The 26594-nt window shown below is 70.6% G+C and carries 27 protein-coding genes; 12 read left to right on the forward strand and 15 right to left on the reverse strand.

Features of this window, described 5'->3' with window-relative positions; translation table 11 throughout:
• Nucleotides 1-139 precede the first annotated feature (139 nt).
• The 5 genes from ACFYPD_RS03320 to ACFYPD_RS03340 all read right to left on the reverse strand — a co-directional run bounded on the left by ACFYPD_RS03320 (nucleotide 140) and on the right by ACFYPD_RS03340 (nucleotide 3718).
• Nucleotides 140-808, reverse strand: a complete 669-nt coding sequence (locus ACFYPD_RS03320; protein ID WP_387108224.1) for a site-specific integrase — start codon at nucleotides 806-808, stop codon at nucleotides 140-142.
• Between the two features lie 16 nt (nucleotides 809-824).
• Nucleotides 825-1598 (reverse strand): hypothetical protein, encoded by a 774-nt coding sequence (locus ACFYPD_RS03325; protein ID WP_387108226.1) that lies wholly within the window; start codon nucleotides 1596-1598, stop codon nucleotides 825-827.
• Nucleotides 1599-1868: 270 nt separating this feature from the next.
• Nucleotides 1869-2426: a DinB family protein gene (locus ACFYPD_RS03330; RefSeq protein WP_387108227.1), complete on the reverse strand. Its 558-nt coding sequence runs from the start codon at nucleotides 2424-2426 to the stop codon at nucleotides 1869-1871.
• Between the two features lie 349 nt (nucleotides 2427-2775).
• Nucleotides 2776-2994: a hypothetical protein gene (locus ACFYPD_RS03335; protein WP_387108230.1), complete on the reverse strand. Its 219-nt coding sequence runs from the start codon at nucleotides 2992-2994 to the stop codon at nucleotides 2776-2778.
• Between the two features lie 319 nt (nucleotides 2995-3313).
• Nucleotides 3314-3718 carry a hypothetical protein gene (locus ACFYPD_RS03340; RefSeq protein WP_387108232.1) on the reverse strand — a complete coding sequence of 135 codons (405 nt, stop codon included), beginning with the start codon at nucleotides 3716-3718 and terminating at the stop codon, nucleotides 3314-3316.
• A gap of 470 nt (nucleotides 3719-4188) precedes the next feature.
• On the opposite strand from ACFYPD_RS03340, the gene ACFYPD_RS03345 reads away from it, so the two are divergent.
• On the forward strand, nucleotides 4189-4533 hold the full coding sequence (locus ACFYPD_RS03345) for a GIY-YIG nuclease family protein (RefSeq protein ID WP_387108234.1): 345 nt from the start codon (nucleotides 4189-4191) through the stop codon (nucleotides 4531-4533).
• 181 nt (nucleotides 4534-4714) lie between these two features.
• On the opposite strand, the gene ACFYPD_RS03350 is transcribed toward ACFYPD_RS03345, so the two are convergent.
• Nucleotides 4715-5062, reverse strand: coding sequence for a hypothetical protein (locus ACFYPD_RS03350; RefSeq protein WP_387108236.1), 348 nt, complete (start codon nucleotides 5060-5062; stop codon nucleotides 4715-4717).
• 287 nt (nucleotides 5063-5349) lie between these two features.
• Here ACFYPD_RS03350 and ACFYPD_RS03355 point away from each other — a divergent pair, with 287 nt between their 5' ends.
• Nucleotides 5350-5580: a hypothetical protein gene (locus tag ACFYPD_RS03355; protein ID WP_387108238.1), complete on the forward strand. Its 231-nt coding sequence runs from the start codon at nucleotides 5350-5352 to the stop codon at nucleotides 5578-5580.
• Between the two features lie 280 nt (nucleotides 5581-5860).
• On the opposite strand, the gene ACFYPD_RS03360 is transcribed toward ACFYPD_RS03355, so the two are convergent.
• From ACFYPD_RS03360 to ACFYPD_RS03375, 4 genes are all read right to left on the reverse strand, one after another.
• Nucleotides 5861-6295, reverse strand: coding sequence for a hypothetical protein (locus ACFYPD_RS03360; RefSeq protein ID WP_387108239.1), 435 nt, complete (start codon nucleotides 6293-6295; stop codon nucleotides 5861-5863).
• Nucleotides 6296-6636: 341 nt separating this feature from the next.
• Nucleotides 6637-6891: a Smr/MutS family protein gene (locus tag ACFYPD_RS03365; protein WP_387108242.1), complete on the reverse strand. Its 255-nt coding sequence runs from the start codon at nucleotides 6889-6891 to the stop codon at nucleotides 6637-6639.
• Between the two features lie 59 nt (nucleotides 6892-6950).
• Nucleotides 6951-7316, reverse strand: a complete 366-nt coding sequence (locus ACFYPD_RS03370) for a M48 family metallopeptidase (protein ID WP_151465422.1) — start codon at nucleotides 7314-7316, stop codon at nucleotides 6951-6953.
• 91 nt (nucleotides 7317-7407) lie between these two features.
• Entirely contained in the window at nucleotides 7408-8178 is a 771-nt protein-coding gene (locus ACFYPD_RS03375) for an ROK family protein (protein ID WP_387108244.1), read from the reverse strand.
• Between the two features lie 79 nt (nucleotides 8179-8257).
• Here ACFYPD_RS03375 and ACFYPD_RS03380 point away from each other — a divergent pair, with 79 nt between their 5' ends.
• The 3 genes from ACFYPD_RS03380 (at nucleotide 8258) to ACFYPD_RS03390 (ending at nucleotide 11064) form a co-directional block, all read left to right on the forward strand.
• The gene (locus tag ACFYPD_RS03380; RefSeq protein WP_387108246.1) at nucleotides 8258-9895 is read left to right on the forward strand and encodes an ABC-F family ATP-binding cassette domain-containing protein; all 1638 of its coding nucleotides are present in this window, start codon (nucleotides 8258-8260) and stop codon (nucleotides 9893-9895) included.
• A gap of 38 nt (nucleotides 9896-9933) precedes the next feature.
• A complete protein-coding gene (locus tag ACFYPD_RS03385) occupies nucleotides 9934-10251 on the forward strand; it encodes a hypothetical protein (RefSeq protein ID WP_151465425.1) in 318 nt (105 codons plus the stop codon).
• Nucleotides 10252-10338: 87 nt separating this feature from the next.
• On the forward strand, nucleotides 10339-11064 hold the full coding sequence (locus ACFYPD_RS03390; RefSeq protein WP_387108248.1) for a class I SAM-dependent methyltransferase: 726 nt from the start codon (nucleotides 10339-10341) through the stop codon (nucleotides 11062-11064).
• A gap of 20 nt (nucleotides 11065-11084) precedes the next feature.
• On the opposite strand, the gene ACFYPD_RS03395 is transcribed toward ACFYPD_RS03390, so the two are convergent.
• A complete protein-coding gene (locus ACFYPD_RS03395) occupies nucleotides 11085-12086 on the reverse strand; it encodes a LacI family DNA-binding transcriptional regulator (RefSeq protein ID WP_387108250.1) in 1002 nt (333 codons plus the stop codon).
• 149 nt (nucleotides 12087-12235) lie between these two features.
• Here ACFYPD_RS03395 and ACFYPD_RS03400 point away from each other — a divergent pair, with 149 nt between their 5' ends.
• The 5 genes from ACFYPD_RS03400 to ACFYPD_RS03420 all read left to right on the forward strand — a co-directional run bounded on the left by ACFYPD_RS03400 (nucleotide 12236) and on the right by ACFYPD_RS03420 (nucleotide 17930).
• Complete coding sequence (locus ACFYPD_RS03400) at nucleotides 12236-13747, forward strand: alpha-N-arabinofuranosidase (RefSeq protein WP_387109164.1); 1512 nt, start codon at nucleotides 12236-12238, stop codon at nucleotides 13745-13747.
• 37 nt (nucleotides 13748-13784) lie between these two features.
• Nucleotides 13785-15116, forward strand: a complete 1332-nt coding sequence (locus tag ACFYPD_RS03405) for an ABC transporter substrate-binding protein (protein ID WP_387108253.1) — start codon at nucleotides 13785-13787, stop codon at nucleotides 15114-15116.
• A gap of 6 nt (nucleotides 15117-15122) precedes the next feature.
• The gene (locus tag ACFYPD_RS03410; protein ID WP_387108256.1) at nucleotides 15123-16085 is read left to right on the forward strand and encodes a carbohydrate ABC transporter permease; all 963 of its coding nucleotides are present in this window, start codon (nucleotides 15123-15125) and stop codon (nucleotides 16083-16085) included.
• A 10-nt stretch (nucleotides 16086-16095) separates the two neighbouring features.
• Nucleotides 16096-16920, forward strand: a complete 825-nt coding sequence (locus ACFYPD_RS03415; protein WP_387108259.1) for a carbohydrate ABC transporter permease — start codon at nucleotides 16096-16098, stop codon at nucleotides 16918-16920.
• 107 nt (nucleotides 16921-17027) lie between these two features.
• Nucleotides 17028-17930 carry a glycoside hydrolase family 43 protein gene (locus ACFYPD_RS03420; RefSeq protein ID WP_387108262.1) on the forward strand — a complete coding sequence of 301 codons (903 nt, stop codon included), beginning with the start codon at nucleotides 17028-17030 and terminating at the stop codon, nucleotides 17928-17930.
• 66 nt (nucleotides 17931-17996) lie between these two features.
• On the opposite strand, the gene ACFYPD_RS03425 is transcribed toward ACFYPD_RS03420, so the two are convergent.
• A complete protein-coding gene (locus ACFYPD_RS03425; RefSeq protein WP_387108264.1) occupies nucleotides 17997-19493 on the reverse strand; it encodes an amino acid permease in 1497 nt (498 codons plus the stop codon).
• Nucleotides 19494-19798: 305 nt separating this feature from the next.
• Here ACFYPD_RS03425 and ACFYPD_RS03430 point away from each other — a divergent pair, with 305 nt between their 5' ends.
• Nucleotides 19799-21457 carry a glycoside hydrolase family 10 protein gene (locus tag ACFYPD_RS03430; RefSeq protein WP_387108267.1) on the forward strand — a complete coding sequence of 553 codons (1659 nt, stop codon included), beginning with the start codon at nucleotides 19799-19801 and terminating at the stop codon, nucleotides 21455-21457.
• Nucleotides 21458-21509: 52 nt separating this feature from the next.
• Here the strand turns inward: ACFYPD_RS03430 and ACFYPD_RS03435 are convergent, their stop codons facing one another.
• Nucleotides 21510-22196: a class I SAM-dependent methyltransferase gene (locus tag ACFYPD_RS03435; protein WP_387108270.1), complete on the reverse strand. Its 687-nt coding sequence runs from the start codon at nucleotides 22194-22196 to the stop codon at nucleotides 21510-21512.
• A 162-nt stretch (nucleotides 22197-22358) separates the two neighbouring features.
• On the reverse strand, nucleotides 22359-23006 hold the full coding sequence (locus tag ACFYPD_RS03440; protein ID WP_387108273.1) for a PadR family transcriptional regulator: 648 nt from the start codon (nucleotides 23004-23006) through the stop codon (nucleotides 22359-22361).
• 176 nt (nucleotides 23007-23182) lie between these two features.
• Between ACFYPD_RS03440 and ACFYPD_RS03445 the strand changes: the two genes are divergently transcribed.
• Entirely contained in the window at nucleotides 23183-23722 is a 540-nt protein-coding gene (locus ACFYPD_RS03445; protein ID WP_387108276.1) for a phospholipase, read from the forward strand.
• Between the two features lie 68 nt (nucleotides 23723-23790).
• Here the strand turns inward: ACFYPD_RS03445 and ACFYPD_RS03450 are convergent, their stop codons facing one another.
• Nucleotides 23791-26589 (reverse strand): ATP-binding protein, encoded by a 2799-nt coding sequence (locus ACFYPD_RS03450; protein WP_387108279.1) that lies wholly within the window; start codon nucleotides 26587-26589, stop codon nucleotides 23791-23793.
• Nucleotides 26590-26594 lie beyond the last annotated feature (5 nt).

Raw genomic sequence — 26594 nt, forward strand, 5'->3', positions numbered from 1 at the left:
ACGGGATCGGACCGAATTGCTGAGCCCGTGCCGCCACTACTTCCAGCGGAACTGGACGAACCGAGGAAGACCACGACGTTGACCTGCGACGCTACGCCGGCCCGAAACGGTGGGAACAGATCGGGCACAACCTGGCCCCTCACCGGGCGACCGCCAGCCGAGCACCAGATAGAGCCGCGTCGACCAGGTTCCGCGTCCGGTCGATCGCCTCTGGCCACTCCCCCGCGTACGTGTTGAGAGTGATGATCGGCGTGGCGTGCCCAAGCGCCATCTGGACCGTCTTCACGCTCGCCCCGCCATGGATCAGCAGCGTGGCGAAGTAGTGACGCAGCCCGTGATAGCCGGCCCCCTCCGGTACCCCGTCGACCGCTTCGACGGCCTTCTTCCATGGGTACGCCCACCCGGTTCGCTGGATCGGGTTGCCCCGGCCGCTGGTGAACAACAGCTTCGCCTTGCGAGTTACCGGCCTGCGCGGGTTCGTCTCGTCGAAAATCTCCACGTCGACCGGCGGAAAGAGTTCGATGTGCCGGGCGAGCGCGTCGGCGACCACCTGGCCCATCTCCACGGTTCGCCGGCTTGTCGCAGTCTTCGGTGGCGCGAGCCGTGGCGAGCCGCCCGGCGGGGTGACAACCTGCTGAACAATGCGGATCTCTCGGCGCAGGAAGTCGACGTGGTCCAACTCCAGGCCCCAAGCTTCGCCCTGACGCAGGCTGGCCCCGGCAGCCAGATACACCAGCGCCCTATACCGCTCGCGACTCGGCTTGCCCGGTTCCGGCTTGACGCTGTAGGCGTCAGCAAGTCGGTGCACCTGGTCGGGCGTGGGCCTAGGAAGCGTGTCCAGGGACGGGGCGGGTGGGCGGAGACGTCAATGCATGCAAGAGCCGTTGGTATTCGGCTGGTTCTCCGATCGCCGCCCGGTGCTGCGGGTGGTCGACGTAGTACCGGATCGTGTCGGCGATGAACCAGGGGTGGACGTTGTCGATGCGCAGCCGCCGGCCCAGGGGGAGGATGCCGCGGCGGCGTACCAGGGCCGGTTGTGCGTAGGTCAGGGCCAGGGTCGCGGCTTTGACTGCGGGTCGGGAAGGGCGGCCGGGTGCCAGGGCCTCCCACGGCACAGTCAAGGAGCCGGTGAAGTCGCGTTGATGAACACCGTCCGGTCGCAGCTCGACGGTAACGCCGCGCCAGCCGGCGGCAAGGTGGACACCGACGGCGACGAGGAGCAGGAACGGCAACACCATGAACAGGCCCTCGCCAGCCAGGTGGACAGTGCCCAGCGACAGCGAGGCCACGAACGTGAGCCCGACGGCCATGGAGATCTGGGAGGCGCTCGGTTCAGTGGCGAAGGCACGAACCTCGGGCTTGACCAGTAAGGCCGCTGGCTGTGATCGGCGCCAGGCGAGCGCGGCCAGCAAACACGCCAGCACACCGACGAGGAAGGTCGTGTGGCCGAGGATCAGATGCAGCGAGGGTGACAGCCGGCGGCCCACGGCCAGGATCACGGCTAGGACAAGCGCAATGGCGAGGATCGGCCGCCGGTAGCGGACCGTGACGGCGAGGATCGCGGCCAACATGCCCGGAGCGTAGTCGATCTCGCCCACACCCTCGGTCCCTCAAATTCCAGAGCTTGGGTCAAGCGTCTGGGGGGACGCGGGTGGCCAAGAATGTCCCGTGACGGGACACGGCCGGCTGCCGGCTGCCGGCGTGTCGGGCTTCACTTGATGCATTACGGATCGCTGTCATTTGATGGGTGACAGTCGGCAGGCCCGCCAGGGCTGCGGTGTTGCGGTGGGTAGCTGCCGTACGGTCTATCGGCGAAGCATGATCAAGCCGGCCCGTCAAGGCGCTCGATCAACGGCTGTTGCCCGGGTCTAGACGGTGAAGTCCGCAGGCGCGCCCTCACCGACGCGACCGTCCACGGCTTCACGGAGGATGTCGGCATGGCCCGTGTGGCGCGCGTACTCCTCAACCATGTCCAACAGCATGACGCGGACGGTGGGCGTGCGACCGTCCGGCCAGGTGAAGGAGGCTGGCCCGTCTAGCCCGCGCTCCTTGATGACCTCAGCAACGAGCTCGCGTGACCGCTCGACAGCGTCTCGCCACAGTGCGAAGACGTCTTCCGGAGAGTCCAGCGCCCCGGTGCGCCATTCCCAGTCAGGATTGGCGTCGAAATCTACGGTGTCCCACGGGGCTCCGTAGTCATGTCCGGCGAGCTTGACAGCAAGCCAGTCTGCCTCGACTAGGGCCATATGCTTAACGAGACCACCGAGCGTCATTGCACTGGCGGCCGTGGTCGCGCGCATGCCCTTTTCGTCGAGTCCCGACGTCTTCCAGGCGAAGGTCCGGCGGTTGCGATCGAGGACAGACAGCAGGGACTCGGGCTCGCTGGGAGCTACCGACGGGGAAGGCTGTGGAGCCGTCTCGCTCATGACCGGGAGCATAGCCAGACTGCTCGTCTATCGCTGACCGGCAGGGGTGGACAACTAGCCCACCAGCGCCGTGGGCCATCGGCATCACGGTCGGTGTCCGGCGGCCTCAGGCGCCATGTAACCCATCAACTGGTGTCACCGTGTAACGCGTCAACCGGAGTACGACATGCCGGCTGCCGGCGACTTGTTCAAAGTTTCTGTACGTTTTCAAGGCGGCCCGCAACGGGCCGCACGCGCCGCCGATGACCAACAACGACCAGCAGCACCCGGAGAAACGGCAGGTCAGCCACCGCATAACGGCGGCTGACCTGGTGGGCGACGGACGAGTCGACCTGTACGCCGGATTCCGTTAGAGCGACGGTTCGTGGAAGTAGACGGTGGCCGACCACCAGTCACCGTCGGCAGTGATCTCGCTGTCCAGGATGAGGTCTTGGACCTCGATGCCGGGCCGTTGTTCGATGCTGTCTGCGATGCGGCGTAGCAGCGCCGGGACGCTGTCTTGGCCGGGGCCGACTGGGTTGGCTTGCGAGAAGTGCTTGATGGTCCACGACTCCGGTTCAGACGGCATGGCGGCAGTCTGCCAGGGGTTCGGACGGTGGCCGTCTCCGGCGGTGTGGAGCACACAGGGGGCACAAGACACCGTCAAACGTCGTCAACCAGCCACCAACGTTGGCAGCCCGAGACGGCGTGTGAGCAGGCGTCCGGCGCTGTTCCCGCTGGTGGCGGGACTGCGGCTCTAAGTTCCGCTTCAACGCCTGAGCCTCGGGCTGGGTGCCAACTGGGTGACGATGGGCGCGGGCAGCGCCCGACGTCCATGGGCTCCGGTGGACCCGTTCGGAAAGCTCAGTCCTGCTGTTGACGCAGCTCACCGACGGTCGGTGGTTCCTTCACACCGAAAGGTCGCAGCGCGTTGTGTACCAGACCGCGATGGCAGCCACCACGAGCTGCCCGAGGAGCTCGATCATCGCATAGACCCCCCAGGCGAAGAACACGACCGGCAGGGCCGCGACGGCGGCGATGAGCACCACGGTGAGGCCGCGGAACGCGAGTCCGATTCCGAGCTGTCGACCCACCGCCGCCAACAACGCCAGGAGCAGCACGGTGGGCAGCAGGGAGAGGAAGACCTCCAGGCCGAGGACGAGGAACGTGCCCTCGGGTTGGGTAGAGCTGAGGTACGCCTCCGGCCCGAGGATGATGAGCATAAGTACGAACTTGACCGGCACGAGCAGCGCGGCTACCAGGCAGGTGCGCCCGAGCCACCAACCGGCACGACGCCGTTGGACCTCGGTCACCTCAGTACCTCGAACCTGAGGCGGCGCGCAGATCACCGAGAACATCGATCACTGCGGCGCAGCCGAGAAGTAATCACAAGGAAGTCCCACGGCGCGAATCATGCCAGCAGCCCGAAGCGCGTGCTGTCCTCTGCCATGCCCGTTGCGTGCCCGCTGGAGGAGTCACCAGGGGACAATAAGGGGTCACTGGCTCGCTCCCCCGCTCCGACGCCAAGCGCCGAGCCTGCCTGCCAGCGCGGGCCGCGACGGGATTCCACCCCGCGTTCAAGGCACCTTCCAAGCTGACCGTGCGAGCTGCAGCTGGTGGCCGTCAGGTGACCCGGTGGTACGACAGCCAAAACTCTCGTTCTTGAACGTCCCGCCGACCGTCCCGCCAGCGGACAAGTAGGCGTCCGGGGCGCTTGTCCCCCAGAGACGGCGTGAGCTTGAGGTGCAACGTCTGTCCCGGATGGAGCGCCGGCTACGTCTACGTGATCTCGAACATCGGGGCGTTCGGCGAGGACATGGTGAAGATCGGCATGACTCGGCGACTGGACCCCCTCGACCGGGTGCGTGAACTCAGCGACGCCTCGGTCCCGTTCAATTTCGACGTGCACGCCCTGTTCTTCTCCGATGACGCCGTCGGTATCGAGACCCAGATGCACGCCCGCCTGGCGGACCGTCGCGTGAACCTCAGCAACCAGCGCCACGAGTTCTTCCGCGTCACCCCTGCCGAGGCCAAGACGCACCTGCTCGCTCTGACGGGCAACCTGCTGCAGTACGAGGAAGTGCCCGAGGCCCTGGAGTACCGGCAGAGCATCGCTGGCGCGAGTTGATCGGCCCGCTTCCGCGCAGCAAGGAGGCATCGAACGCATTGCCTGAGGGCGACACGGAACGAGAATAGACACGACGGTGGCCGAGCTCAGAGACACAGGATGCCGACCGATAGCAGCACACGATGCGCTGCGACGGCGTTCACACGGAAGCAGTCAACCGGTCTCTACGCCGTATGGCCCTTCACTCGCCTTCCACTGTCAGGTGTACGTCTCCCCGTTGCCAAAGGGCGGCTTGTGCCGCCTTGAGTAGCTGACCTGCCCATAGTTCTACAACGGGGTCTTGGAGCCGGTCAGCCACGAAGGACACTTCATCAATGAACGTTTGAATCATGGGCCGGCTTAGCTGGACCGGATCTGAGCCACCAAGCAACGGCAGTAGATGCAGGGAGTAGCCCTTTGCCACGTACACCAAGCGCCAGAACACTTGCTCGGGGACCCAGATCCCGTCGCTGGGGACATCGCGATAGACAGCCACCACGAGGTCATCAGCGTAGGTCTGAGGATCAAGCCGATCCGCATAATCACTCATGGTCAGCCCTAGTGTTTCGGTTCCGGTCCGCGATCGACCACTACGGGAAGGTAGCGCAGCCATCCTCTGCTGGGCCGTCCCCGGGGCATCGAACGACGACCAAAGCCGACCGGCGTTGGCCAGCAGCGCCCGAAGAAGCGGCAGGTCAGCCGCCATGCATGGGCGGCTGACCTGGTGGGCGACGGACGAGCCGACCGGTACGCCGGATACAGCTAGTGTCTGCTGCCATGGAGTTCGCTGCCGGAGTCCCTAGTCGGTGGATCGTGACCCTGCGGTCTGGTGGGGTAATGGAGCTGGCGGCTGACGCGTACAGCGAAGAGGACGGCCAATTGCTCTTCAATGTGTTGGTCGAGGCAGACGCTGATGAGCAGGATCAGATGGTGATCGACTGGCGGACACCGAACAACCCACGACGCGTCGGCATCGTGGTGGCCAAGGTGCCGGCAGCCGAAGTCGCCGACCTCTACACCGCTCCGTCATGGTTCGACGACGGCAGCAGTGTCGACGCGGCCACCTGACTGACGGGCCAGGGTGCGGCTGCCGACAGCAACGATGACGCAACCGGCGCGGACGGCGCCGCCCTCTCCGGACCGGTGCCGGACGGTTGCCCGAGGCCGGAGACACGAACGGACCCGGCCGGACGGAGCGCCCAGAACTTGTAAGCGAGACGTCCAGCCACGGACACACACAGCATCCCCGCCAAACCGCGTGGCGTCGCGCGGCTCAACCCTCGCTTGCGGTCGGAAGGGTCTTGCGTTCAGGACTCGCGGTGCCCCGCAATTGGAGCCGGGGCCTGGCTCACGTCGCCGCACTCAGCCCCTGCCTTCGCCTGCTTCTCGATGGCCTCGACCACGAGATCCGCGCGGGTGTGCGACCAAGCCACCGTGCGAGGTTTGACTTCTGGACAGCCCAACCGTGGACCACCTGACCGTGCCTTGTCTGCACGCCTATGCCGTAATAACCGGTGTCCACGCGCACGATTGTGTTGAGATCGATTCGGTACGTCCTGAGCTTGTTCCGGATCACCAACTCAGAGCTGGTCAGCGTGATCGACGGGCGCAGCGCGTTCACGTAGGCAAGAGCAGCCAGGCCGCCGAGCAGCACCACAGCGACAAGCTTCGAGGCGAGATCGAGCCCGCTGACGACGATGGCTGGGGCAACGATGCCGGCCAGGACCAGAACGACGATGCCGAAAACCCGCCCTACTAGCGACACCCGCCACGTCTGCTGCATGGCGGCAGGATAAGACCACTTGACCGGCTGATCCAGACCAGGTCTGGGCCACCCGGCTGACGCTCGCCATCCACGGGTCGGAATTCGCTCTCGCGCTCGCCCCCAACGGCACCCAGACACACGGCACCGTCACAGCCCTCGCCGACGGCAAACGCTCGCCGGGCCTGGGTACCGGGCCGTCAGCAACCGCGTCGCCGGCAATCCACGGGTTAAGGGCCGGGCACAGATCCGGCACAAGCGAGCGCGAGTAACGGCGGAAGACGTCGAAAACCAACAAAAGGCGTTTCAGCAGGTCAGTAGCCGCGCCCGGCGCAGTGTGGGAGGTCTGGAAGCTACCGGTCTTACTTCCAGCGGAAGTGGACGAAGAGGCGGCCGAAGTTCTTCGAGTCCTTCTCGACGCGGTGGTAGAGCTGCTTGACGTCCTTCTGGTCGAGGAAGCGCAGCACCTTCTTCTTCAGCTGGCCGGAGCCCTTGCCCGGGATGATCTCCACCATGCTGGCCTTTTTCGCCACCGCCTCGTCCATGATCCCGCGCAGGGCCCGGTCGATGTCGTGGCCCCTGTTGTAGATGTCGTGGAGGTCGAGCTTGAGCTTCACCAGCCCATCGTAGGTACGCCGAAGGGCAGCCCGGCAGGGCTGCCCTTCGTGGTCAACCGTCAGCGGCCGCCGACCTTGCCCTCCACCCGGCGCAGCGCCGTGGTGTAGTCGGCGTTGGTCGAGTACATGGCCGCCGCGATGCGCAGGTGCCGCAGCGCGTCGACGGGGCGGTTCATCCGCTCCAGCGTCCGGCCCAGCACGTGGTGCGCGTAGTGGTCGCTCGGGTCCCGGTCGACCAGCTCGCGCAGTTGTTCCTCGGCCCGGTTGAGCTGGGCCGACTGGAAGTACGCCCGGGCCAGCAGCTGCCGCACCGAGGAGTTGCCGGGCTCGGCCTCGACGATCGGTTCGAGCAGCCGGGCCGCTCCGGTCGGGTCACCCGCTTCGAAGAACATGGTCGCCCGCCGGTACTCCGCCAGAAGATCCACTCGACCCACCTCCTCGTGTCGCGCCAGCCCTTTCTCCGACGCTGGCACAACACCAGACGTACCGCGAGTGTTCCTTCGGGGAAGATCGTGCTCAGGAGGTCGGGTCGTACCGGTCCCCGACCAGCTCCCAGGCCCGGACACCACCGACGATTCCGGCCGTGTTCGGGACGACCACGACGTCGTCGCCCATCCGGGCCAGCTGGTCCGGCCGGATCAGCCGGGAGTTGCCGCCGCCCAGGTAGAGCCGGTCCCAGCGGAAGACCGGCCGCAGGCCGTCCACCACCTGGCGGATCCGCCGGGACCAGAACGCGTCGCCGAGGCGCCGCCGTTCCGGTTCCCCGACGTACGTGTCGTAGGTGGTGTTCCAGCGCACCGGCGCGTGCGACAGCTCCAGGTGCGGGGCGATCACCCCGCCGTCGAAGAGCGCGCTACCCAGCCCGGTGCCGAGGGTCAGCACCAGCTCGCAGCCGGTCCCGGCGACCACACCCGCACCGTGTACCTCGGCGTCGTTGAGCACCAGGGCCGGCACGCCGAACGCCTCGGCCAGGGCGCTGCGCGCGTCGTACCCGGACCACTCGGCGACCAGGTCGGGGTCGACCCGGCTGCGGGGACCGGAGCGGGTCACGTAGTGCGGGGTGGCCACCACCACGCCGTGCCGGATCATGCCGGGCATCCCGACGGTGAGCCGGTCCGCCGGGGGCAGCCGGCCGCCGAGGTCCAGCAGCGTCTTGACGAACAGTGCGGGCGGCAGCGGGTACGGCGTGGGGACGCGCAGCGGCCGGGCGCGCATGGTCCCCGCCGCGTCCAGCACGGAGGCCTTGATCCCGCCGCCCCCGCAGTCGATCGCCAGAGTGGTCACCACGGCTGTGAGTCTCCCTCACCAAGGTCGGGCCCCGAGCCCGGGTCATCCGATTCGCCGCGCCGGTAGGCTCGATCTCCTCATGAGCGCCACGTTGATCGCCAAAGACCTCACCGCCGGGCACGGCGACCGCCTCCTCTTCACCGACCTGGACCTGGTCGTCGCCCCGGGCGACGTGGTCGGGCTGGTCGGGGTGAACGGCGCCGGCAAGTCCACGCTGCTGCGTACCCTCGCCGGGCTCCAGCCGCTGGAGCAGGGCTCGGTGGCGTTGAACCCGCCCACCGCCACGGTGGGCTACCTGCCGCAGGAGCCGGAGCGCCGGCCGGGCGAGACGGTCCGCGGCTTCCTGGCCCGCCGTACCGGGGTGACCGCGGCGCAGGCGGCGCTGGACGCCGCCACCGAGGCGCTGACCGCCGGGGCGCCGGGCGCGGACGACGCGTACGCCACGGCGCTGGAACGCTGGCTCGACCTGGGCGGGGCGGACCTGGACGAACGGGCCGAGCAGGTCGCCGCCGAGCTGGGGCTCCACGTCGACCTGGACCACCCGATGACGGGCCTTTCCGGCGGCCAGGCGGCCCGGGCCGGGCTGGCCTCGCTGCTGCTCAGCCGCTACGACGTCTTCCTGCTCGACGAGCCCACCAACGACCTGGACCTGGCCGGCCTGGACCGGCTGGAACGCTTCGTCACCGGGCTGCGCGCCGGCACCGTGCTGGTCAGCCACGACCGGGAGTTCCTCACCCGGACGGTCACCCGGGTGATGGAGCTGGACCTGCACCAGGGCCAGGTCAACCACTTCGGCGGCGGCTACGCGGCCTACCTGGAGGAGCGCGAGGTGGCCCGCCGGCACGCCCGCGAGGAGTTCGAGGAGTACGCCGGCACCCGGGCGCAGTTGGAGGCGCGGGCCCGGACGCAGCGGTCCTGGATGGAGAAGGGCGTGAAGAACGCCCGCCGCAAGGCCACCGACAACGACAAGATCGGCCGCAAGTTCCGCTCCGAGTCCAGCGAGAAGCAGGCCGCCAAGGCCCGGCAGACCGAGCGGCTGATCGAGCGCTTGGAGGTGGTCGACGAGCCGCGCAAGGAGTGGGAGCTGCGGATGGAGATCGCCGCCGCGCCCCGCGCCGGCGCCGTCGTGGCCGCGCTGCGGGGCGCCCGGGTACGCCGGGGCGACTTCACCCTCGGCCCGGTGGACCTCCAGATCGACTGGGCCGACCGGGTGGCGATCACCGGGGCGAACGGCTCCGGCAAGAGCACCCTGCTGGCCGCGCTGCTGGGGCGGCTGCCGCTGGACGAGGGGCACGCCGCGCTCGGCCCGGGCGTGGTGGTGGGCGAGGTGGACCAGGCCCGGGGGCTCTTCCTCGGCGACCAGCCCCTGCTGGACGCGTTCGGCGCCGCCGTACCCGAGCTGAGCCCGGCGGACGTGCGGACGCTGCTGGCCAAGTTCGGCCTCCGCGCCGAGCACGTGCTGCGGCCGGCGGCCACCCTCTCCCCGGGCGAGCGCACCCGGGCCGCGCTGGCCCTGCTCCAGGGGCGCGGGGTGAACCTGCTGGTGCTCGACGAGCCGACCAACCACCTGGACCTGCCGGCGATCGAGCAGCTCGAATCGGCCCTGGCCGGCTATCCGGGAACGCTGCTGCTGGTGACCCACGACCGGCGGATGCTGGACGCGGTGAGCGTGAACCGGCGGCTGCGGGTGGCGGACGGGCGGATCGCCGAAGATTGATCCGGGCCGACCCGGTCGCGTGGGGTGAGAATGACTCCATGCTCAAGTGGGAGTACGCGCTGCTGGTCCGCCGCCGCCAGGCCGCCACCACCGACATCGGGTGGGAGGTCGTGTTCATCTGGTACGGCCCGGACGGCTCCATGATCGACGTCACGCCGTACGGCGACACCGCGCTGGCCCACCTGAACCGGGCCGGTGACCAGGGCTGGGAACTGGTCGCGATGAGCGAGGATCCGTCCCTGCCCGGCAACAACGAGTTGCACCGCTACCACCTGAAACGGCCGAAGGCTCCCGCGCCGCAGCCGCGCCAGCGGATGCGCGGCTCCCGCGCCGCCCGCCGCACCATCGCCGGCTGACCCGGCGCCGGTCGGCGCTGCCTGAACCCGGGCAGGGGAGGCATATCGGGCGGGGATGCGGGTATCGCGCCGCCCGGAGGTGGGCGCATGGTGGCGGTGGCGCAATCCGCACTCTCGGGCGAGCGGCTGCGGGCGGTCGACGGCTTCCTCGCCGAGGCGTGGGCCGATCAGGCCCGGCACGACGAGCGGCTGCGCGGGCTGACCGTGGCGGTGCGTTTCGACCGGGGGGTGGCCCACCTCGACGGCGCGGTCGCCGACCCGGCCGAGCTGCGGCTGGTCCGGGACCTGGTGGGCCGGCTCGACGGCGTGCTGGGCGTCTGGTGCCGGGTGAGCGTCGCCGGCCGGGCGCCGGTCGTGGTGGACCTGGGCTGCGGGGCGACCAAGCAGTGGCCGGGCAACCTGGGCCTGGACATCTACCCGGCGCCCGGGGTGAACGCGGTGGCCGACCTGTCCGGCTCGCTGCCGCTGGCCGGCGACTCAGTGGACGTGCTCTTCGCGGTGCACATCCTGGAGCACCTGATCGACTTCCTGCCGCTGCTGGACGAGTGCCACCGGGTGCTGCGCCCGGGCGGCGTGCTGCACGTGATGAGCCCCTGGTGGCGGCATGTGAACGCGGTGGCCGACCCGACCCACGTCCGCCTGCTGGACGTGCAGACCTTCAAGGGCATCTGCGGTCAGCGCCCGCCCGGCACCCCGCGCTGGTACCCGCTGCACGTGGGCTGCGACGGCGCCTCCATCTTCGCTGACCTCACCCCACTCCAGCCGGACGCTCCACCCCCGTCCAGTTCCCACCTGGCCCGCTTCTTCGACTGACCCGCCCCGGCGGGGTGGGGTCAGGGGGCGGATTCGCGCAGGGCCAGGCGGTGGGGGGCGACGAGTTCCCGCGGTGGGGCCTCCGGGTCACCGGTCAGGCGGCCGGCCAGGAGTTCGACCGCGAGGCGGGCGATGCGTTCCTTGTCGGGGGCGACGGTGCTCAGGGTCGGGATGGAGAAGCGGCCGTCCTCGATGTCGTCGAAGCCGGCCACCGCGACGTCGTCGGGCACCCGCAGGCCGGCCTCGTGCAGGGCGCGCAGCGCGCCGAGGGCCAGGGTGTCGTTGAAACAGAAGACGGCGTCGGGGCGTACCCCGGTGGAGAGCAGGTGCCGCATGGCGGCCGCACCGTCCGCGCGGTGCCAGGCCGGCGCGGACGCCACCAGGCGGTCGTCGTAGGCGATGCCGGCCTCGGCCAGCGCGGCGGTGTAGCCGGTGAGGCGGAGCCGCGCGCTGGCGCCCTCGGGGGTGCGCTGCGAGCCGATCGCGGCGATGCGGCGGCGGCCGAGCCCGACCAGGTGGGCGGTGATCTCCCGGGCGGCGGCCACGTTGTCGATCACGACGTGGTCGGCGGGGCCGTGGTCGACCCGCTCACCGAGCAGCACCATGGGCATGCCGTCGAGGCCGGCGAGGTCGTCGGCGGTGAGCGCGAGCGGGCTGAAGATCAGACCGTCGATCATGTGGTCGCCGATGCCGCTGGCCACCTTGCGTTCCTGCTCCGGGCCGCCGCCGGTCTGGTCGATCAGCACCGTCCAGCCGTGCTCGGCGGCGGCGACGACCACGTGCCGGGCCAACTCGGCGAAGTAGGGGATGTCCAGCTCGGGCACCGCCAGGGCGATCACGCCGGTGCGGCCCTTGCGCAGGTTGCGGGCCGAGAGGTTGGGGCGGTAGTTGAGTTCGACGATGGCCGCCTCGACCCGGGCCCGGGTGTCGGCGCGGACGTGCTGGTAGCCGTTGACCACGTTGGAGACGGTCTTCACCGACACGCCGGCCCGTTCCGCCACGTCCTTGAGCCTGTGCCGCACTGACTTCCTCCCGGGTGACTGCTGGGGCGCACTCTACCGCGTCACGACGACGTAACGATCGCTTTACAGCGTTGCTTACAACGTTGTACAAACCAGGGACACCGGTGACCGAGGTCACCGGGCACAGCACCGAGGAAAGGGTGGCACCCGTGCCGAACGCGCAGCTCACGATCGACCCGACCTTCACCATCGGCGCGGCCGACCGTCGCCTCTTCGGTTCGTTCGTCGAGCACATGGGGCGCTGCGTCTACGGCGGTGTCTACGAACCCGGCCACCCGAGCGCCGACCCGCGCGGCTTCCGGCGCGACGTGCTGGAGCTGACCCGCGAGCTGGGCGTCTCGGTGGTCCGCTACCCGGGCGGCAACTTCGTCTCCGGCTACCGCTGGGAGGACGGCGTGGGCCCGGTCGGCGACCGTCCGCGCCGGCTCGACCTGGCCTGGAAGACCATCGAGACCAACGCGTTCGGCCTGGACGAGTTCATGACCTGGGCGGCCGAGGCCGGCGTCGAGCCGATGATGGCGGTCAACCTCGGCACCCGCGGCGTCCAGGAGGCCTGCGACCTGCTGGAGTACGCCAACCACCCGGGCGGCACCCAGCTGTCCGACCTGCGCCGCAAGCACGGGGCCGAGGACCCGTACGGGGTCCGGCTCTGGTGCCTCGGCAACGAGCTGGACGGGCCGTGGCAGGTCGGCCACAAGACGGCCGACGAGTACGGCCGGCTGGCCGCCGAGACGGCCCGCGCCATGAAGATGATCGACCCCTCGATCAGCCTGGTCGCCTGCGGCAGCTCCAACCGGGGGATGCCGACCTTCGCCTCCTGGGAGGCGACCGTGCTGGAGCACACCTACGAGCACGTCGACTACATCTCGGCCCACACCTACTACGACCCGTCCGACGGCGACCGGGCCAGCATCCTGGCGTCGGCGGTCGACATGGACAACTTCATCCGCGAGGTGGTCGCCACCGCCGACCACGTGGCCGCCAAGCAGCGGCACAAGCGCAAGCTGAAGATCTCCTTCGACGAGTGGAACGTCTGGTACCAGTCCCGCCTCCAGGCCGACCTCGACCGGCGCGGCTGGGTCGAGGCGCCGGCCCTGATCGAGGACGACTACAACGCCGTCGACGCCGTGGTGGTCGGCGACCTCCTGATCACCCTGCTCCGGCACGCCGACCGGGTCGGGGTGGCCTGCCAGGCGCAGCTCGCCAACGTGATCGCCCCGATCCGCACCCGCAACGGCGGGCCGGCCTGGCGGCAGAGCATCTTCCACCCGTTCGCCCTGACCGCCCGGCACGCCCGGGGCACGGTGCTGCGGACCGAGCCGGTCGGCCCCACGTACGAGACGCAGCGGTACGGCGAGGTGCCGGTGCTGGACACCGTCGCCGTGCACGACGAGGAGACCGGCGAGCTGGCCGTCTTCGCCGTCAACCGGGGTCCGAACGACCTCCCGCTCGACCTGGACCTGCGCGGGCTGCCCGGCCTGCGCGCCGTGGAACACATCACCCTCGCGGCCGGCGCCGACCCGGCCGCCACGAACACCGAGGCGGATCCCGACCGGGTGACGCCTCGGGAGGTCACCACCCCCACCCTCGACGGCGGCCGGTGCTCCGTGGCGCTGCCCGCCTGCTCCTGGAACCTGCTGCGCTTCGCGCCTCAGCCGTGACCAGTCAATACTTCAACCCGTCCCCCAAGGAGTAAGCATGATCCAGAACGAGATGAGCCGGCGCCGGCTGCTCGGCCTCGGTGTCGGGCTCGGCGCGGCGGCGACGCTGACGCTGGCCGGCTGCGGCGGCGGCAGCAGCACCAAGGGCTCCACCGCGGCCGGCAACGGCGGCAAGGACTACACCGGCCCGAAGGTCGACCTGAAGCTCTGGAACGGCTTCACCGGCGGTGACGGCGACATCTTCAAGAAGCTGGTCGAGCAGTTCAACAGCGAACACCAGAACATCGCCGTGAGCGTCATCACCTACGAGTGGCAGGACTACTACAGCAAGCTGCCCGGCGCGGTGACCAGCGGCAACGGCCCGGACATCGCGGTCATGCACATGGACCAGCTCGCCACCTTCGCGGCCCGCGGCGTGATCACCGAGCTGGACGACGTGGCCAAGACCCTGGAGCTGAGCGAGGGCGACTTCGCCCCGACGGTGTGGAAGGGCGGCATCTACCACGACAAGCGGTACGGCATCCCGCTGGACATGCACCCGATGGGCTTCTACTACAACAAGGCCGTCATGCAGAAGGCCGGCCTCGACCCGAACAAGCCGCCGGCGACCAAGGACGAGTACACGGCGGCGCTGACCGAGCTGAAGAAGTCCGGCGTGCAGGGCTTCTGGGTCAGCCCGTTCCAGTTCACCGGCGGCATGACCTTCTACAGCCTGCTGCACCAGTGGGGTGGGACGCTCTTCGACGCCGAGGTGACGAAGGCGACCTTCAACTCGGACCCGGCCGTCGAGGCGTGCACCTGGCTGGTCGACATGATCAAGCAGGGCTTCTCCCCCGCCAACGTCGGCCAGGACGCCGACTACCTGGCGCTCAAGAGCGGCAAGAACGCCTTCAACTTCAACGGCATCTGGCAGATCAACGACCTGAAGAAGAGCCCCCAGGTGCAGTGGGGTGTCGCTCCGCTGCCGCAGATCGGCAGCCAGAAGGCCACCTGGGCGAACTCGCACAACTTCACGATCGTCAAGCAGCGCAGCGCCGACAACAACAAGGTCTCCGGCGCGAAGGTCTTCATCAACTGGCTCAGCCAGCACTCGCTCGACTGGGCCAAGGGTGGCCAGATCCCGGCCCGCAAGGAGGTCCGGGAGGGCGCCGAGTTCAAGGCCCTGCCGGAGATCAGCGCGCTCGCCCCGGAGCTGGAGTACGCGGCCTTCCCGCCGGCCTCGCCGGGCCTCGGTGAGGTCATGACCACCTTCTACAACTCCTTCAACGAGGCGGCGCTCAGCAAGAAGTCGCCGAAGCAGGCCCTGGACGACGGGGTGGCCAAGGCGAACAAGCAGCTCGAGGACAACCGCAAGAAGTACGGGAGCTGATCCGCCGTGGCGGACGTGATCGAGGTCGGGGCGGCGCGTGATGACGCGCCGCCCCCGGCGGGCCGCAACCGCCGTCGGGGCGCGACGGAACGGGGGCACCGGGCGACGCCCTACCTCTTCCTCGCGCCGTACCTGGTTCTCTTCCTGGTCTTCGGGCTGGCGCCGATCCTGTTCGGGATCTGGATCAGCCTCCACCAGTGGGACCTCCAGCTGCCGAACCGGCCGTTCATCGGGCTGGAGAACTACCGGGACCTGTTCTCCAGCGACTCGGCCGACTACGCGGACTGGTGGTCCAGCGTGCGGGCGACCGCGATCTTCACCGTGCTGTCGGTGCCGCTGCTGGTGGTCGTCCCGCTGGGCCTGGCCCTGCTGCTGAACGAGAAGTTCCCCGGGCGGACGTTCTTCCGGGCCGCCTTCTTCGCCCCGTACGTGCTCGGCGTCGCGGTGATCGGCCTGCTCTGGCGCTTCCTGCTGGACGCGAACCTCGGCCTGGTCAACCGGCTGCTCGGCGCGGTCGGGCTGCCCGCGGACACGCCCTGGGTGACCGACGTGCCGTGGGCCTGGGTCTCCCTGGTCGGTGTGACGGTCTGGTGGACCTGCGGCTTCAACGCGGTGATCTACCTGGCCGGGCTCCAGGACATCCCGGCCGAGCTGTACGAGGCGGCGCGGGTCGACGGCGCGACCGCCTGGGACCGGTTCCGCCACGTCACCCTCCCCGGGCTGCGCCCGGTGCTGCTCTTCGTGCTCACCACGACGATCCTCGCCTCGGCGAACGTCTTCGGGCAGTCCTTCCTGATCACCCAGGGGGCGCCGGGCGAGCAGACCCGGACCGTGGTCTGGCGGATCGTCGACGAAGGGCTGCGCAACTACGACGTCGGCCAGGCGTCCGCGATGAGCGTGCTCTTCGCGCTGCTGCTGGCGGTGGTCAGCATCGTCAACTTCCGGCTGTTCCGGTACCGGGAAGACTGAGGGGACGACCATGACGAACGTGCGTCGGGTGGCGCGCTACGGCGCGCTGCTCCTGATCACCGCGGTGTTCGTGACCCCGCTGGTCTGGATGGCCCTCACCTCCCTGAAGACGTACGAGGACGCGCAGCAGGATCCGCCGAGCTGGCTGCCGCACCCGTTCTCCACGTACGGCTTCGACCAGATCCTCCACAACACCGCCAACCCGGTGCTGCGCTGGTTCCTCAACAGCATGCTCGCGGCCAGCCTGCACACGCTGCTGGTGCTGGTCACCGCGTCGATGGCCGCGTACGCCCTGGCCCGGCTGCGGTTCCGGGGCCGGAAGGTGAGCTTCGCGCTGATCGTCGGGACGCTGTTCCTGCCGCCCACCTCGTTGATCATCCCGAACTTCGTGATCGCCGATCGGCTGGGCTGGATCGACACCCTGACGGTGATCGTCGTGCCGGGCGCGGCGAGCGCGTTCGGGGTCTTCTTCCTGCGCCAGTTCTTCCTCTCCATCCCGGCGGAGCTGGAGGAGGCGGCGGTGCTGGACGGGGCGAACCACTGGCAGGTCTTCTCCCAGGTGCTGCTGCCGCTGTCGAAGCCGGCGTTGGCCACCCTGGCGGTGTTGTCGTTCCTGACCAACTGGAACGACTTCCTGTGGCCGGTCTACGTGCTGTTCAGCCCGGAGCGGCTGACCCTGCCGGCCGGCCTGGGGCTGCTCCAGGGCGCCTACGTGACCGACTACCCGGTGATCATGGCGGGGGCGGTGCTGGCCAGCGTGCCGGTGATGATCCTCTTCGTGCTCGCCCAGCGGCACATCATCCAGGGCGTGTCGCGCAGCGGTCTGAAGGGATGACCGACCGGCGGACACGGCGACGCGGCGCGGCGGTGTTGACCGCCGCGCTGCTCGTCGCCGGTTGCGGCAGCGGAGAAACCCCGTCGAGTACGCCGGAGGGCGCACGCGTGTACACCAACCCGGTCATCAGGACCGACGCCCCCGATCCGCAGGCGATCCGGGTCGGCGACACCTGGTACCTGTTCCACACCAACTCGGGCGGGCGGAAGGTCCCGGTGCTCACCTCGCCGGACCTGGTCGAGTGGACCGAGGCCGGTGACGCCCTGCCGGACCTGCCGGCCTGGGCCGACGCCGGGAAGACCTGGGCGCCGGAGGTCATCCAGCTCGCCCCGGACCGGTTCGCCCTCTACTACACGGTGGCCGACCGGGCGTCCGGCCGGCAGTGCCTCGGCCGGGCGGTGGCAGCCACCCCGCTCGGGCCGTACCGGGACGACGCGGAGGGGCCGCTGGTCTGCCAGGCGGAGCTGGGCGGCTCGATCGACGCCAGCCCGTACCGGGACACGGACGGGAGCCTCTGGCTGCTCTGGAAGAACGACGGCAACGCCATCGGGGTGGACACCTGGCTCTGGTCGCAGCGCCTCTCGCCGGACGGGCTGCGGCTGGTCGGCACGCCGACGAAGCTGCTCAAGCAGACCGAGCCGTGGGAGGGCACCCTGATCGAGGGGCCGTTCTTCCACCGGCACGACGGGAAGCTGCTGCTCTTCTTCGCCGCCAACGCCTACGACCGGGACACCTACGCCGAGGGCTACGCGGTCTGCGAGAGCCCCACCGGGCCGTGCGTGAAGGCCGCCGAGAACCCGATCCTGACGTCGAACGCGGTCGCCTCCGGCCCGGGGCACGCGTCGATGGTCTCCAAGGACGGCCGCACCTGGCTGCTGTACCACGCCTGGCCGCCCGGCCAGGAGGGCAGCACCGACCCGGGCCGCCAGGTCTGGCTCGACGAGGTCGTCTGGACCGACGGCCGACCCGTGGTCAAGGGTCCGACGGCGGAGCCTCAGCCCCGCCCCTGAGCCCGAGACGCGACATCGCGGTATCCCCGGTGCCGGGATACCGCGATGTCCGCGTTCGGCGGTCGGTCAGCTCGTCACGGCCGGCTCCGGGTTCGCCCGCTGCTGCTCGCGGCGGGCCAGGCGGTTCTTCCGGTGGCCGTAGCCGAAGTAGATGAGCCCGCCGAGCAGCATCCAGGCGAGGAACCGGAGCCAGGTCTCCACCGACAGGTTCAACATCAGGTAGAGGCAGGCCAGCGCGGACACGATCGGCAGCACCGGCGAGAACGGCACCTTGAACGGCCGCTCCAGATCGGGGCGCCGCCGACGCAGGATCGGCACCGCGATGGAGACCAGCACGAACGCGCAGAGCGCGCCGATGCTGACCAAGTCGGCCAGCGCGGAGAGGGGCAGGAAGCCGGCGAGCAGGGCCACGCCGACCGTCATGATCGCCGAGATCCGGTACGGGGTGCCCCAGCGCGGGTGGACCTTGGCGATGGCCGGCGGGATCAGCCCGTCCCGGCCGATGGCGAAGCCGATCCGGCCCATGGCCACCAGGTCGACCAGGATCACGCTGGTCAGGCCGGCGACGGCGGCGATGGAGACCAGGATGGCGGCCCAGCCGGCGCCGACCGCCTCGAAGGCGGAGGCGATCGGGGCGCCCTCGTCGATGTCGGTGTACCGCACCATGCCGACCAGCACCAGCGAGACGCCGATGTACAGCACGGTGGAGATGCCCAGCGTGCCGAGCAGACCCAGCGGCAGGTCGCGGCGGGGCTTGCGGGTCTCCTCGCCGAGGTTCGCCACGGCCTCGAAACCGGTGTACGCGAAGAACACCACCGCGGCGGCGGTGAGCACCCCGGCGAAGCCGAAGATCGACGGCTCCAGCCCGAAGACGGCCTGGGTGACCGGCTGCCGGATGCCGTCCTCGCCCGTGCCGGCCGGCTCGGTCGACGGGATGAACGGGCTGAGGTTGGCGGCCTTCACGAAGAACAGCCCGGCGACCACGATGAACACGCAGATGGCGACCTTGACCAGGACCAGCAGGTTGGTCACCCGGGCGGACTCCCGGATGCCGACGATGCCGACGACGCCGAGGATCAGCACGATGGCGATCGCGCCGAGGTTGACGACGCTGCCCTCCTCGGCGAACCAGGCGCTGGGCAGGTTGAGGAGTTCGGCGAGGTAGCCGGACCAGCCGCGGGCCACCACCGCCGAGCCGAGCGCGAACTCCAGCAGCAGGTCCCAGCCGATGATCCAGGCGACGATCTCCCCCATCGTCGCGTACGCGTAGGTGTAGGCGCTGCCGGCGGTCGGCACGCTGGACGCCAGTTCCGCGTAGCAGAGGGCGGCGAGCAGCGCGACCACGCCGGCGATCGCGAACGAGATCACCACACCGGGGCCGGCGTGATTCTTCGCCTCGATACCGGTCAGCGTGAAGATGCCGGTGCCGATCACGATGCCGATGCCGAAGCCCATCAGGTCGATCGCGCCGAGGCGGCGACGCAGCCCGGGCCGGCCGTCCTCGCCGTCGGCCTCACCCTGGGCGAGCACGTCCCGGATCGGCTTCGTCCGCAGGACGGACATGATCACCTCCCACCGTGCGACCACCACGGTGGCGGTCCGTGACCGGCCAAGCTACCCAGGCCCTTCATCCGCTAATCCAATACAGGAGGTGTCGGAAAGGTCACGACTCGGGCTGTGGCCCGGTTCACCCTCGGACGTTCGGCCCCACCTGCGCATCGATCCGTCCGCAGGTCTTGCGCCGCATCCGGATAGATGAAAGTTTTCTACCGGGGACAGATACAGTGCGGCGAATCTTGCCGGATGCGCCGGACTCCGCCGCCACCCGACACCTCCCCCCGTGAGCCCCAACGAAGGGACCGCACCACATGAAGGCAACTCGGCTCAGAGCCGCCGGGCTGGCCGTGGCGCTGCTCGGCGCGCTCGTCGCCGGCACCCCCGCGAGCGCCGCGGAGAGCGACACGGCGACCGACTCCACCGCGACCACCTGCGTCACCGACCCGGCCGTCCCGAAGCGGCAGTTCCGGGCCATGTGGATCGCCTCGGTGACGAACATCGACTGGCCCAGCAAGGGCTCCTGGACCGCCCCGGACCAGGTCGCCAAGCAGAAGGCCGAATACCTGGCCTGGCTCGACCTGGCCCAGAAGCTCAACCACAACGCCGTCGTGGTCCAGGTCCGCCCGACCGCCGACGCGTTCTGGCCCTCGCCCTACGAGCCCTGGTCGGAGTACCTGACCGGGGTCCGCGGCAAGGACCCGGGCTGGGACCCGCTGGCCTTCCTCGTCGAGGAGTCGCACAAGCGGAACCTGGAGTTCCACGCCTGGATGAACCCGTACCGGGTCTCCATGCCGGCCCCGGGCGGCGCCGGCGCGGACCTGTCGAAGCTGGCGCCGAACAGCCCGGCCCGGCAGCACCCGGACTGGGTGTTCGCCTACCCGCCGGCCGGAGTCGCCGGCAGCCGGCTCTACTACAACCCCGGCATCCCCGAGGTTCGCGAGTTCGTGCAGACCGCGATGCTGGACGCCGTCAAGCGGTACGACGTCGACGGCGTGCACTTCGACGACTACTTCTACCCGTACCCGAGCGGCACGTACCAGTACCCGGACGACGCCACCTTCGCGCAGTACAACCGGGGTTTCACGGACAAGGCCGACTGGCGGCGGGACAACATCAACCTGCTGATCCAGGAGATGAACGCCAAGATCAAGTCGGTCAAGCCCTGGGTGAAGTTCGGCGTCAGCCCGTTCGGCATCTGGCGCAACAAGTCGGCTGACCCGAACGGCTCGGACACCACCGGCTCGCAGTCGTACGACATCATCTCCGCCGACACCCGCAAGTGGGTCAAGGAGGAGTGGATCGACTACATCGTGCCGCAGCTCTACTGGTACATCGGCCAGTACCCGGCCGCCGACTACGCCCGGCTCGTGCCGTGGTGGGCGGAGACCGTGCGGGGCACCAACGTCCAGCTCTACATCGGACAGGCCGACTACAAGAGCGGTGACCCGGTGTACGGCTCGTTCTGGATGAACCCGCAGGAGCTGTCGAACCACCTGACGCTCAACCGGTCGTACCCGGAGGTGCTCGGCAACGTGCACTTCTCCGCCGTCCAGGTGCGGGCGAACCGGCTCGGCGCCACCGACATCTACGCCGCCGAGCACTACTCCCGGCCGGCGCTGGTGCCGACCATGTCGCAGCTCCCGGCCAAGCCCCTGCTCTTCCCGGTGGTCACCGGCGCCGAGCGGCGGGCCGACGGGGTGCGCCTGAGCTGGCGGCAGCCGGCCGACGGCAAGGGCCCCTTCGGCAAGGCCACCGCGTACGCGATCTACCGGTTCGACGGCGCCGGCCTGGCCGGCCGCTGCGACTTCGCCGACGCGTCCCACCTGGTCGCCACCGTCCGCGCGGACGGCGACGTGCAGTCCTGGGTGGACACCACGGCGGCGTCCGGTGCGCGCTACACCTACTACGTGACCGCCCTGGACCGGGTCTGGAACGAGAGCCCGGCGAGCCCGCCGCGCTTCGTGCGCTGACCCGTCGCGACAAGGGACGCCCGGGGCTCACGCCCCGGGCGTCCCGGCGTCTTCAGGCGGTCTTGCGCAGCCGCACCTCCAGCCCGATCAGCCCGTCCCGGTCCACCTCGGCGCCGCCGAAGGCGCTCTCCGCGGCGAGCCGGGCGAAGGTGTCGGCGGTGACCGCCCGCCGCCGCAGCATCCGCAGCGCCGAGCGGGTCCAGAAGGCGTCCAGCCCGCCCAGCCCCATCCGGGCCACCTCCCGCTCGATGTCCGCCGGTGAGGCGTCAGCGCGCAGGTCGTGGATCACCGCCCGGCCACCCGGCCGGAGCACCCGGTGCAGTTCGTCCAGCGCCCGCACCGGGCGGACGAAGTTCTTGAACGCGGCCTGGCAGACCACCAGGTCGAACCAGTCCGCCGGGAACGGCAGCTCGTGCACATCGCCCTGGCGGAAGGTCACCTCGACGCCGGCCCGCCGGGCCGCCTCCCCGGCCAGCTCCACGAACGTGCGGCTGAAGTCCAGCCCGGTGATCCGGTACGCCCCCAGCCGGGCCAGCTCGATCGCCAGGTAGCCGGGGCCGGGCGCCACCTCCAGCACCGCCGCCCCGGCGGGCAGCCCCTCGGCCAGCCGGGCGGCCTGCCGCCGGTACTCGGCCAACTGCGCGGCGGAGCCGCGGTTCCGGGCATACCAGCGGGCGGTCCGCCCCTCCATCTCGGGCAGCAGCTTGCGCTTGGGCGCGCGCAGGTCCTTCGTACTCATCTCTTCCTCCGGTCTCGTTTCGTGCGGGCACGAACCGACCGGGGACGGGAGCCCGGTTATCGTTGTGGTTGCCACCTTGCGGCCGGGTTGCCGTTCCCGCGGTCTCGGTTCGTAGGTCAGGGCCCCGGTGGTGGTGTTCCCGCACCCCGCCGGGGCCCGCTGTCAGTACGGCTCGGTCCCCCTCTCCGCCAGGTCCGCCCACTCCGGCGGCACCGCGCCGGTCTCGTGCCAGGCCCGCCACTCGGCCAGCCCCGGCAGCGCGCCGGTGGTCAGCTCGTCGAGCAGGCCGCGCACCCAGGTCGCCTCGGCCTCCCGGACGGCGAGGTCGTACTCGGCCTCGATGAGGAAGATCCGGGGCACCTCGCGGGCGTGCCCGGCCAGCGTCGCCCGCTGCGTGGCGAGCTGGCCCTCCAGCCGGTCGAGGCGCTGCCGCAGCAGCTCAAGGGCCTCGTCGGGCCCGAGGACGCCGAGCACCGAGAGGCCGGCCTCGAACCGGGGCTGCTCCCGCTCCGGGACGGCGACCAACTCCCGGGTCCAGTCGACGAGTTCCGCGCGGCCGGCCTCGGTGATCCGGTAGACGGTGCGCTCCGGGCGCCGCCCCTGCCGGCCGCTCTCCACCGCCGTCAGCAGGCCGTGCCGCTCCAGGTTCCCCACCACCGTGTAGAGCGAGCCCCACTTGATCGGCATGTCCTGGTCCTTGCCGCGGGCGCGCAGCACGGCCGCGATCTCGTAGGGGTGGCGGGGCCGCTCGACCAGCGCCGCGAGCACGGCGAGGGCCAGCAGGTTCCCGACCCGGCGTCGCTTCGCCACCGCCGCCTCCTCGTGCCCGATTACTCGTAGACGAGTATACGGCGGCGGCACCCGGGCGCAAGGGCATTCGTCTGTTTCGACGCATGTCACCAACACGTCGCCCGGGGCATCGCCCCCGGCTCCGCCATTAATCGAAAATTGTCGACATCTGGCCCCACATCCCCGGGGAGGTATCCGTGTCCCGACGTCTCACCACCCTGCTCGCCGCCGGCACGATCGCCCTGCTCACCGCCATCGGCGTGGCCACCCCCGCCGCCGCCGCGGTGAGCCGCGAGCAGAAGCTCGCCGTGCTCTCCACCTGGACCCAGACGAGCGCCAGCAGCTACAACGCCTGGAACTCCGCCCGCCTGAACAGGGCGCCCTGGACCGAGTACGCCTTCGACTGGTCGACCGACTACTGCTCGTCCAGCCCGGACAACCCGCTCGGCTTCACCTTCAGCCTCTCCTGCTACCGGCACGACTTCGGCTACCGCAACCACAAGGCGATGGGCGTGTTCCCCGCCAACAAGTCCCGGCTGGACAGCGCCTTCTACGCGGACCTGAAGCGGGTCTGCGCCACCTACAACACCGTGGTGCGGCCCGCCTGCTACAGCCTGGCCTGGACCTACTACCAGGCGGTCAGCGTCTTCGGCTCGGTAGCCGCCGTCCAACAGTCCGACCTGGACCGCGCCGCCCGCATGAAGGCGAAGGCCGAACGGGACGCCGCCCTGCACTGACCCCCTGCTGCTCGTTGATCACGAGGTTCGCGTCGCCGGAAGCCCGGATCACGACGCGAACCTCCTGGTCAGCTCGCGGTGGAGCGGCGCGGCGCGGGGGCCGTGAAGCGGGGGGAGTCGGGGGTCGTCAGGTCGGGGTGTTCCAGGTCGAGGGCCAGGGCCGCGGCCTCCTCCAGGCGGAGGGCGGACCCGCTGGCGTAGGCGGCGTCGAACGCGGCGTCACCGAGGGTGCGCCGCAGGTCCACCTGGCGGGCCAGCCAGTAGGGGCCGTGGATGCCCGGGATGGCACGCAGGCTCGCCCGGGTGGCCTGGGCCGCACCGAAGAGCCGGGCCGCCGTCACCGGCTCGCCGCCCAGCGCGCAGCGCACCGCGATCGCGTTCAGCGTGTCGCAGGCCCGGCCCAGGTAGCCGTGGCTCATCCGGGAGCGGAGCGCCACCAGCAGGTGCTCGTGCGCGGCGACCAGGTCACCCCGGGCCAGCGCGACCAGGCCGAGCAGCATGTCCACCGAGCGGCGGCCCCGCTCGACCGGCCGGGACGCCTCCACCGGGCGGGCCGCGCCGAGCACCTCGGCCGCCTCGTCCAGCGCGCCCCGGCGCCAGAGCAGCTCGGCGAGGTTGTAGACGGCGAGCAGCGCGTCGGAGACCACGTCCTGGGCGTACGCCCAGTCGATGACCTCCCGGCACACCCGTTCCGCCTCGACGAACTGCCCCATGTCGACCAGCGGCGCGGCCCGGCCCGCCAGCACCCGGGCGAGCAACCCCAGGTCGCCGGCCTGCCGGGCGGCCGCCTCGGCCCGCTGCGAGTAGCGCAGCTCCTCGGCGAACTCGCCGTCCGCACCGGCGTGCAACGAGTGCATGTGGTACGCCGGCGCCAGCTCGGCCTCCGGGATCGACTCCCCGGTCTCGGCGATCCGGCCGTACAGCCGGAACAGCCAGAGCCGCCCCTCCCGGGCCAGCCCCCGCTCCCGCCACCACTGGTCCAGCCCCCCGGCCAGCCGCAGCCCGGACCGGGCGCTGCCACCGGTGGCGCACCAGCGCAGCGCGGCCCGCAGCTCCCCGGCGAGCGGGTCGAGCGCGTACAGGGAGAGGGTGACCGGGCGGCCGTCCGGGCCCAGGTGGGCGCGCTCCAGGGCGTGCCGGGACCAGGCGACGTGCCGGTCCCGGGCGGTCTGCTCCTCGCCGGCCTCGATCAGTCGCCGGGCCGCGTACGCCCGGATCGGGTCCAGCATCCGGTAGGTGCTGCCCGAGGCGCGCGGCTCGGCCAGCACCATCGACTTGTCCACCAGCACCGACAGCGGGTCGAGCGGGTCGTCGTCGAGCAGCCACTGCACCGTCGGCAGGTCCACCGGACCGGCGAAGACGGCCAGCCAGCGCAGCAGCCGGGCCGAGCGCGCCCCCAACGTCCGGTACGACCAGGTGACCGTGGCCTGCATGGTCAGGTGCCGCTCGTTCGCCGAGCGCTGCACCGCCCGGCTGGCCGGGGTGACCGGAGCGGCCCCGGTCGCGGCGGCCACCAGGTCGACGGTGTCCTGCTGGTTGCCGGTCCAGCAGGCCTCCACCACGGGCAGGTCCAGCTCCTCCCGCCCGGCGTCCAGCGTGCCCAGCATGTCGTCGAGGCGCTCCGCGAGCTGCCCGGCCGAGAGCACCCGCAGCCGCGCGGCGGCCAGCTCGATGGCGAGCGGCAGCCCGTCCAGCCGGCGGACCACCCGGCGCAGGTCGGCCTGCTCGGCGGGCTCCGGCGCCCGGCCGCCCCGGGCCGCCGTAGTGCGGTCCAGCAGCAGGGCCACGGCGTCGCTCGCCCCGCCGTCCGGGCCGGGATCCACGGACAGCGGCGGGATCCGCCACACCACCTCACCGGGCACGCCGAACGACTCACGGCTGGTGGCCAGCACCCGCACGCCCCGGCCACCGGCCAGCAGCCGGGAGATCACCTCGGCCGAGGCGGCCGGCTGGGCGTCGCAGGTGTCCAGCACGACCAGCATCCGCCGGGCCGCCGCGTACTCGACCAGGGTGTCCACCATGGGGCGGCCGGGTTCCGGGCGGAGCCCGAGCACGGCGGCGATCTCGAACGCGACCAGCCCCGGGTCGGTCACCGCCGCCACGTCGACGAACCACACCCCGTCCGGGTACGCCTCAACCACTCCGGAGGCCAGCTCCACGGCCAGCCGCGTCTTGCCGGCCCCACCCGCGCCCAGCACGGTCACCAGCCGGTACTTGTCGACCAGCCGCCGCAGCTCGGCCCGCTCGGCCTGCCGGCCGACGAACGAGGTGACCTGGGTGGGCAGGTTGTGCGCCACCGCGTCGGCGGTACGCGGCCGCGGGAAGCTCCGCTCCAGGCCCGGGGCGACGAGCTGGAACAACCGTTCCCGGTCGTCGAAGCCGCGCAGCCGGTGCAGCCCGAGGTCCAACAGGGACGCTCCGTCGGGCAGCGGGTCGGCGTGCCGGACGGTCGCGGCCGAGCAGAGCACCTGTCCACCGTGGGCGGCGGCCGCCACCCGGGCCGCCCGATGCACCTCCGGGCTGGCGTACTCGCCGTCGCGGGGTTCGGCGTAGCCGGTGTGCAGCCCCATCCGGACCCGCGGCGCGGCCTCCGGGGTGGGCCAGTCGTGGCCGGCCAGCGCGCGTTGCGCGCTGAGGCAGGCGTGCACCGCCGCGCCCGCGTGCGGGAAGGCGAGGAAGAACGAGTCCCCCTCGGTCAGCAGCTCAGCCCCGTCCGTGCCGGCCAGCGTGTGGCGCAGCAACCGACGGTGTTCCCGCAGCACCGGGCGGTAGCCCGGACCGAGCAGCTGGGCCAGTCGCGTGGAGCCCTCGATATCGGTGAAGACGAAGGTCACCCAGCCGCTCGGGAGATGGATCCGTGGCGACATGCGTG

It is taken from the genome of Micromonospora sp. NPDC005299, from assembly GCF_042872345.1.
GTDB lineage: Bacteria > Actinomycetota > Actinomycetes > Mycobacteriales > Micromonosporaceae > Micromonospora.

Excerpts from the sequence above, each read along its gene's own strand:
- ACFYPD_RS03335 (WP_387108230.1), bottom strand. The coding sequence starts at position 2,994 with ATGCCGTCTGAACCGGAGTCGTGGACCATCAAGCACTTCTCGCAAGCC.
- ACFYPD_RS03355 (WP_387108238.1), top strand. The coding sequence starts at position 5,350 with ATGGAGCTGGCGGCTGACGCGTACAGCGAAGAGGACGGCCAATTGCTC.
- ACFYPD_RS03380 (WP_387108246.1), top strand. The coding sequence starts at position 8,258 with ATGAGCGCCACGTTGATCGCCAAAGACCTCACCGCCGGGCACGGCGAC.
- ACFYPD_RS03415 (WP_387108259.1), top strand. The coding sequence starts at position 16,096 with ATGACGAACGTGCGTCGGGTGGCGCGCTACGGCGCGCTGCTCCTGATC.
- ACFYPD_RS03425 (WP_387108264.1), bottom strand. The coding sequence starts at position 19,493 with ATGTCCGTCCTGCGGACGAAGCCGATCCGGGACGTGCTCGCCCAGGGT.
- ACFYPD_RS03360 (WP_387108239.1), bottom strand. The coding sequence starts at position 6,295 with ATGCAGCAGACGTGGCGGGTGTCGCTAGTAGGGCGGGTTTTCGGCATC.
- ACFYPD_RS03435 (WP_387108270.1), bottom strand. The coding sequence starts at position 22,196 with ATGAGTACGAAGGACCTGCGCGCGCCCAAGCGCAAGCTGCTGCCCGAG.
- ACFYPD_RS03385 (WP_151465425.1), top strand. The coding sequence starts at position 9,934 with ATGCTCAAGTGGGAGTACGCGCTGCTGGTCCGCCGCCGCCAGGCCGCC.
- ACFYPD_RS03405 (WP_387108253.1), top strand. The coding sequence starts at position 13,785 with ATGATCCAGAACGAGATGAGCCGGCGCCGGCTGCTCGGCCTCGGTGTC.
- ACFYPD_RS03390 (WP_387108248.1), top strand. The coding sequence starts at position 10,339 with ATGGTGGCGGTGGCGCAATCCGCACTCTCGGGCGAGCGGCTGCGGGCG.
- ACFYPD_RS03430 (WP_387108267.1), top strand. The coding sequence starts at position 19,799 with ATGAAGGCAACTCGGCTCAGAGCCGCCGGGCTGGCCGTGGCGCTGCTC.
- ACFYPD_RS03450 (WP_387108279.1), bottom strand. The coding sequence starts at position 26,589 with ATGTCGCCACGGATCCATCTCCCGAGCGGCTGGGTGACCTTCGTCTTC.
- ACFYPD_RS03330 (WP_387108227.1), bottom strand. The coding sequence starts at position 2,426 with ATGAGCGAGACGGCTCCACAGCCTTCCCCGTCGGTAGCTCCCAGCGAG.
- ACFYPD_RS03350 (WP_387108236.1), bottom strand. The coding sequence starts at position 5,062 with ATGAGTGATTATGCGGATCGGCTTGATCCTCAGACCTACGCTGATGAC.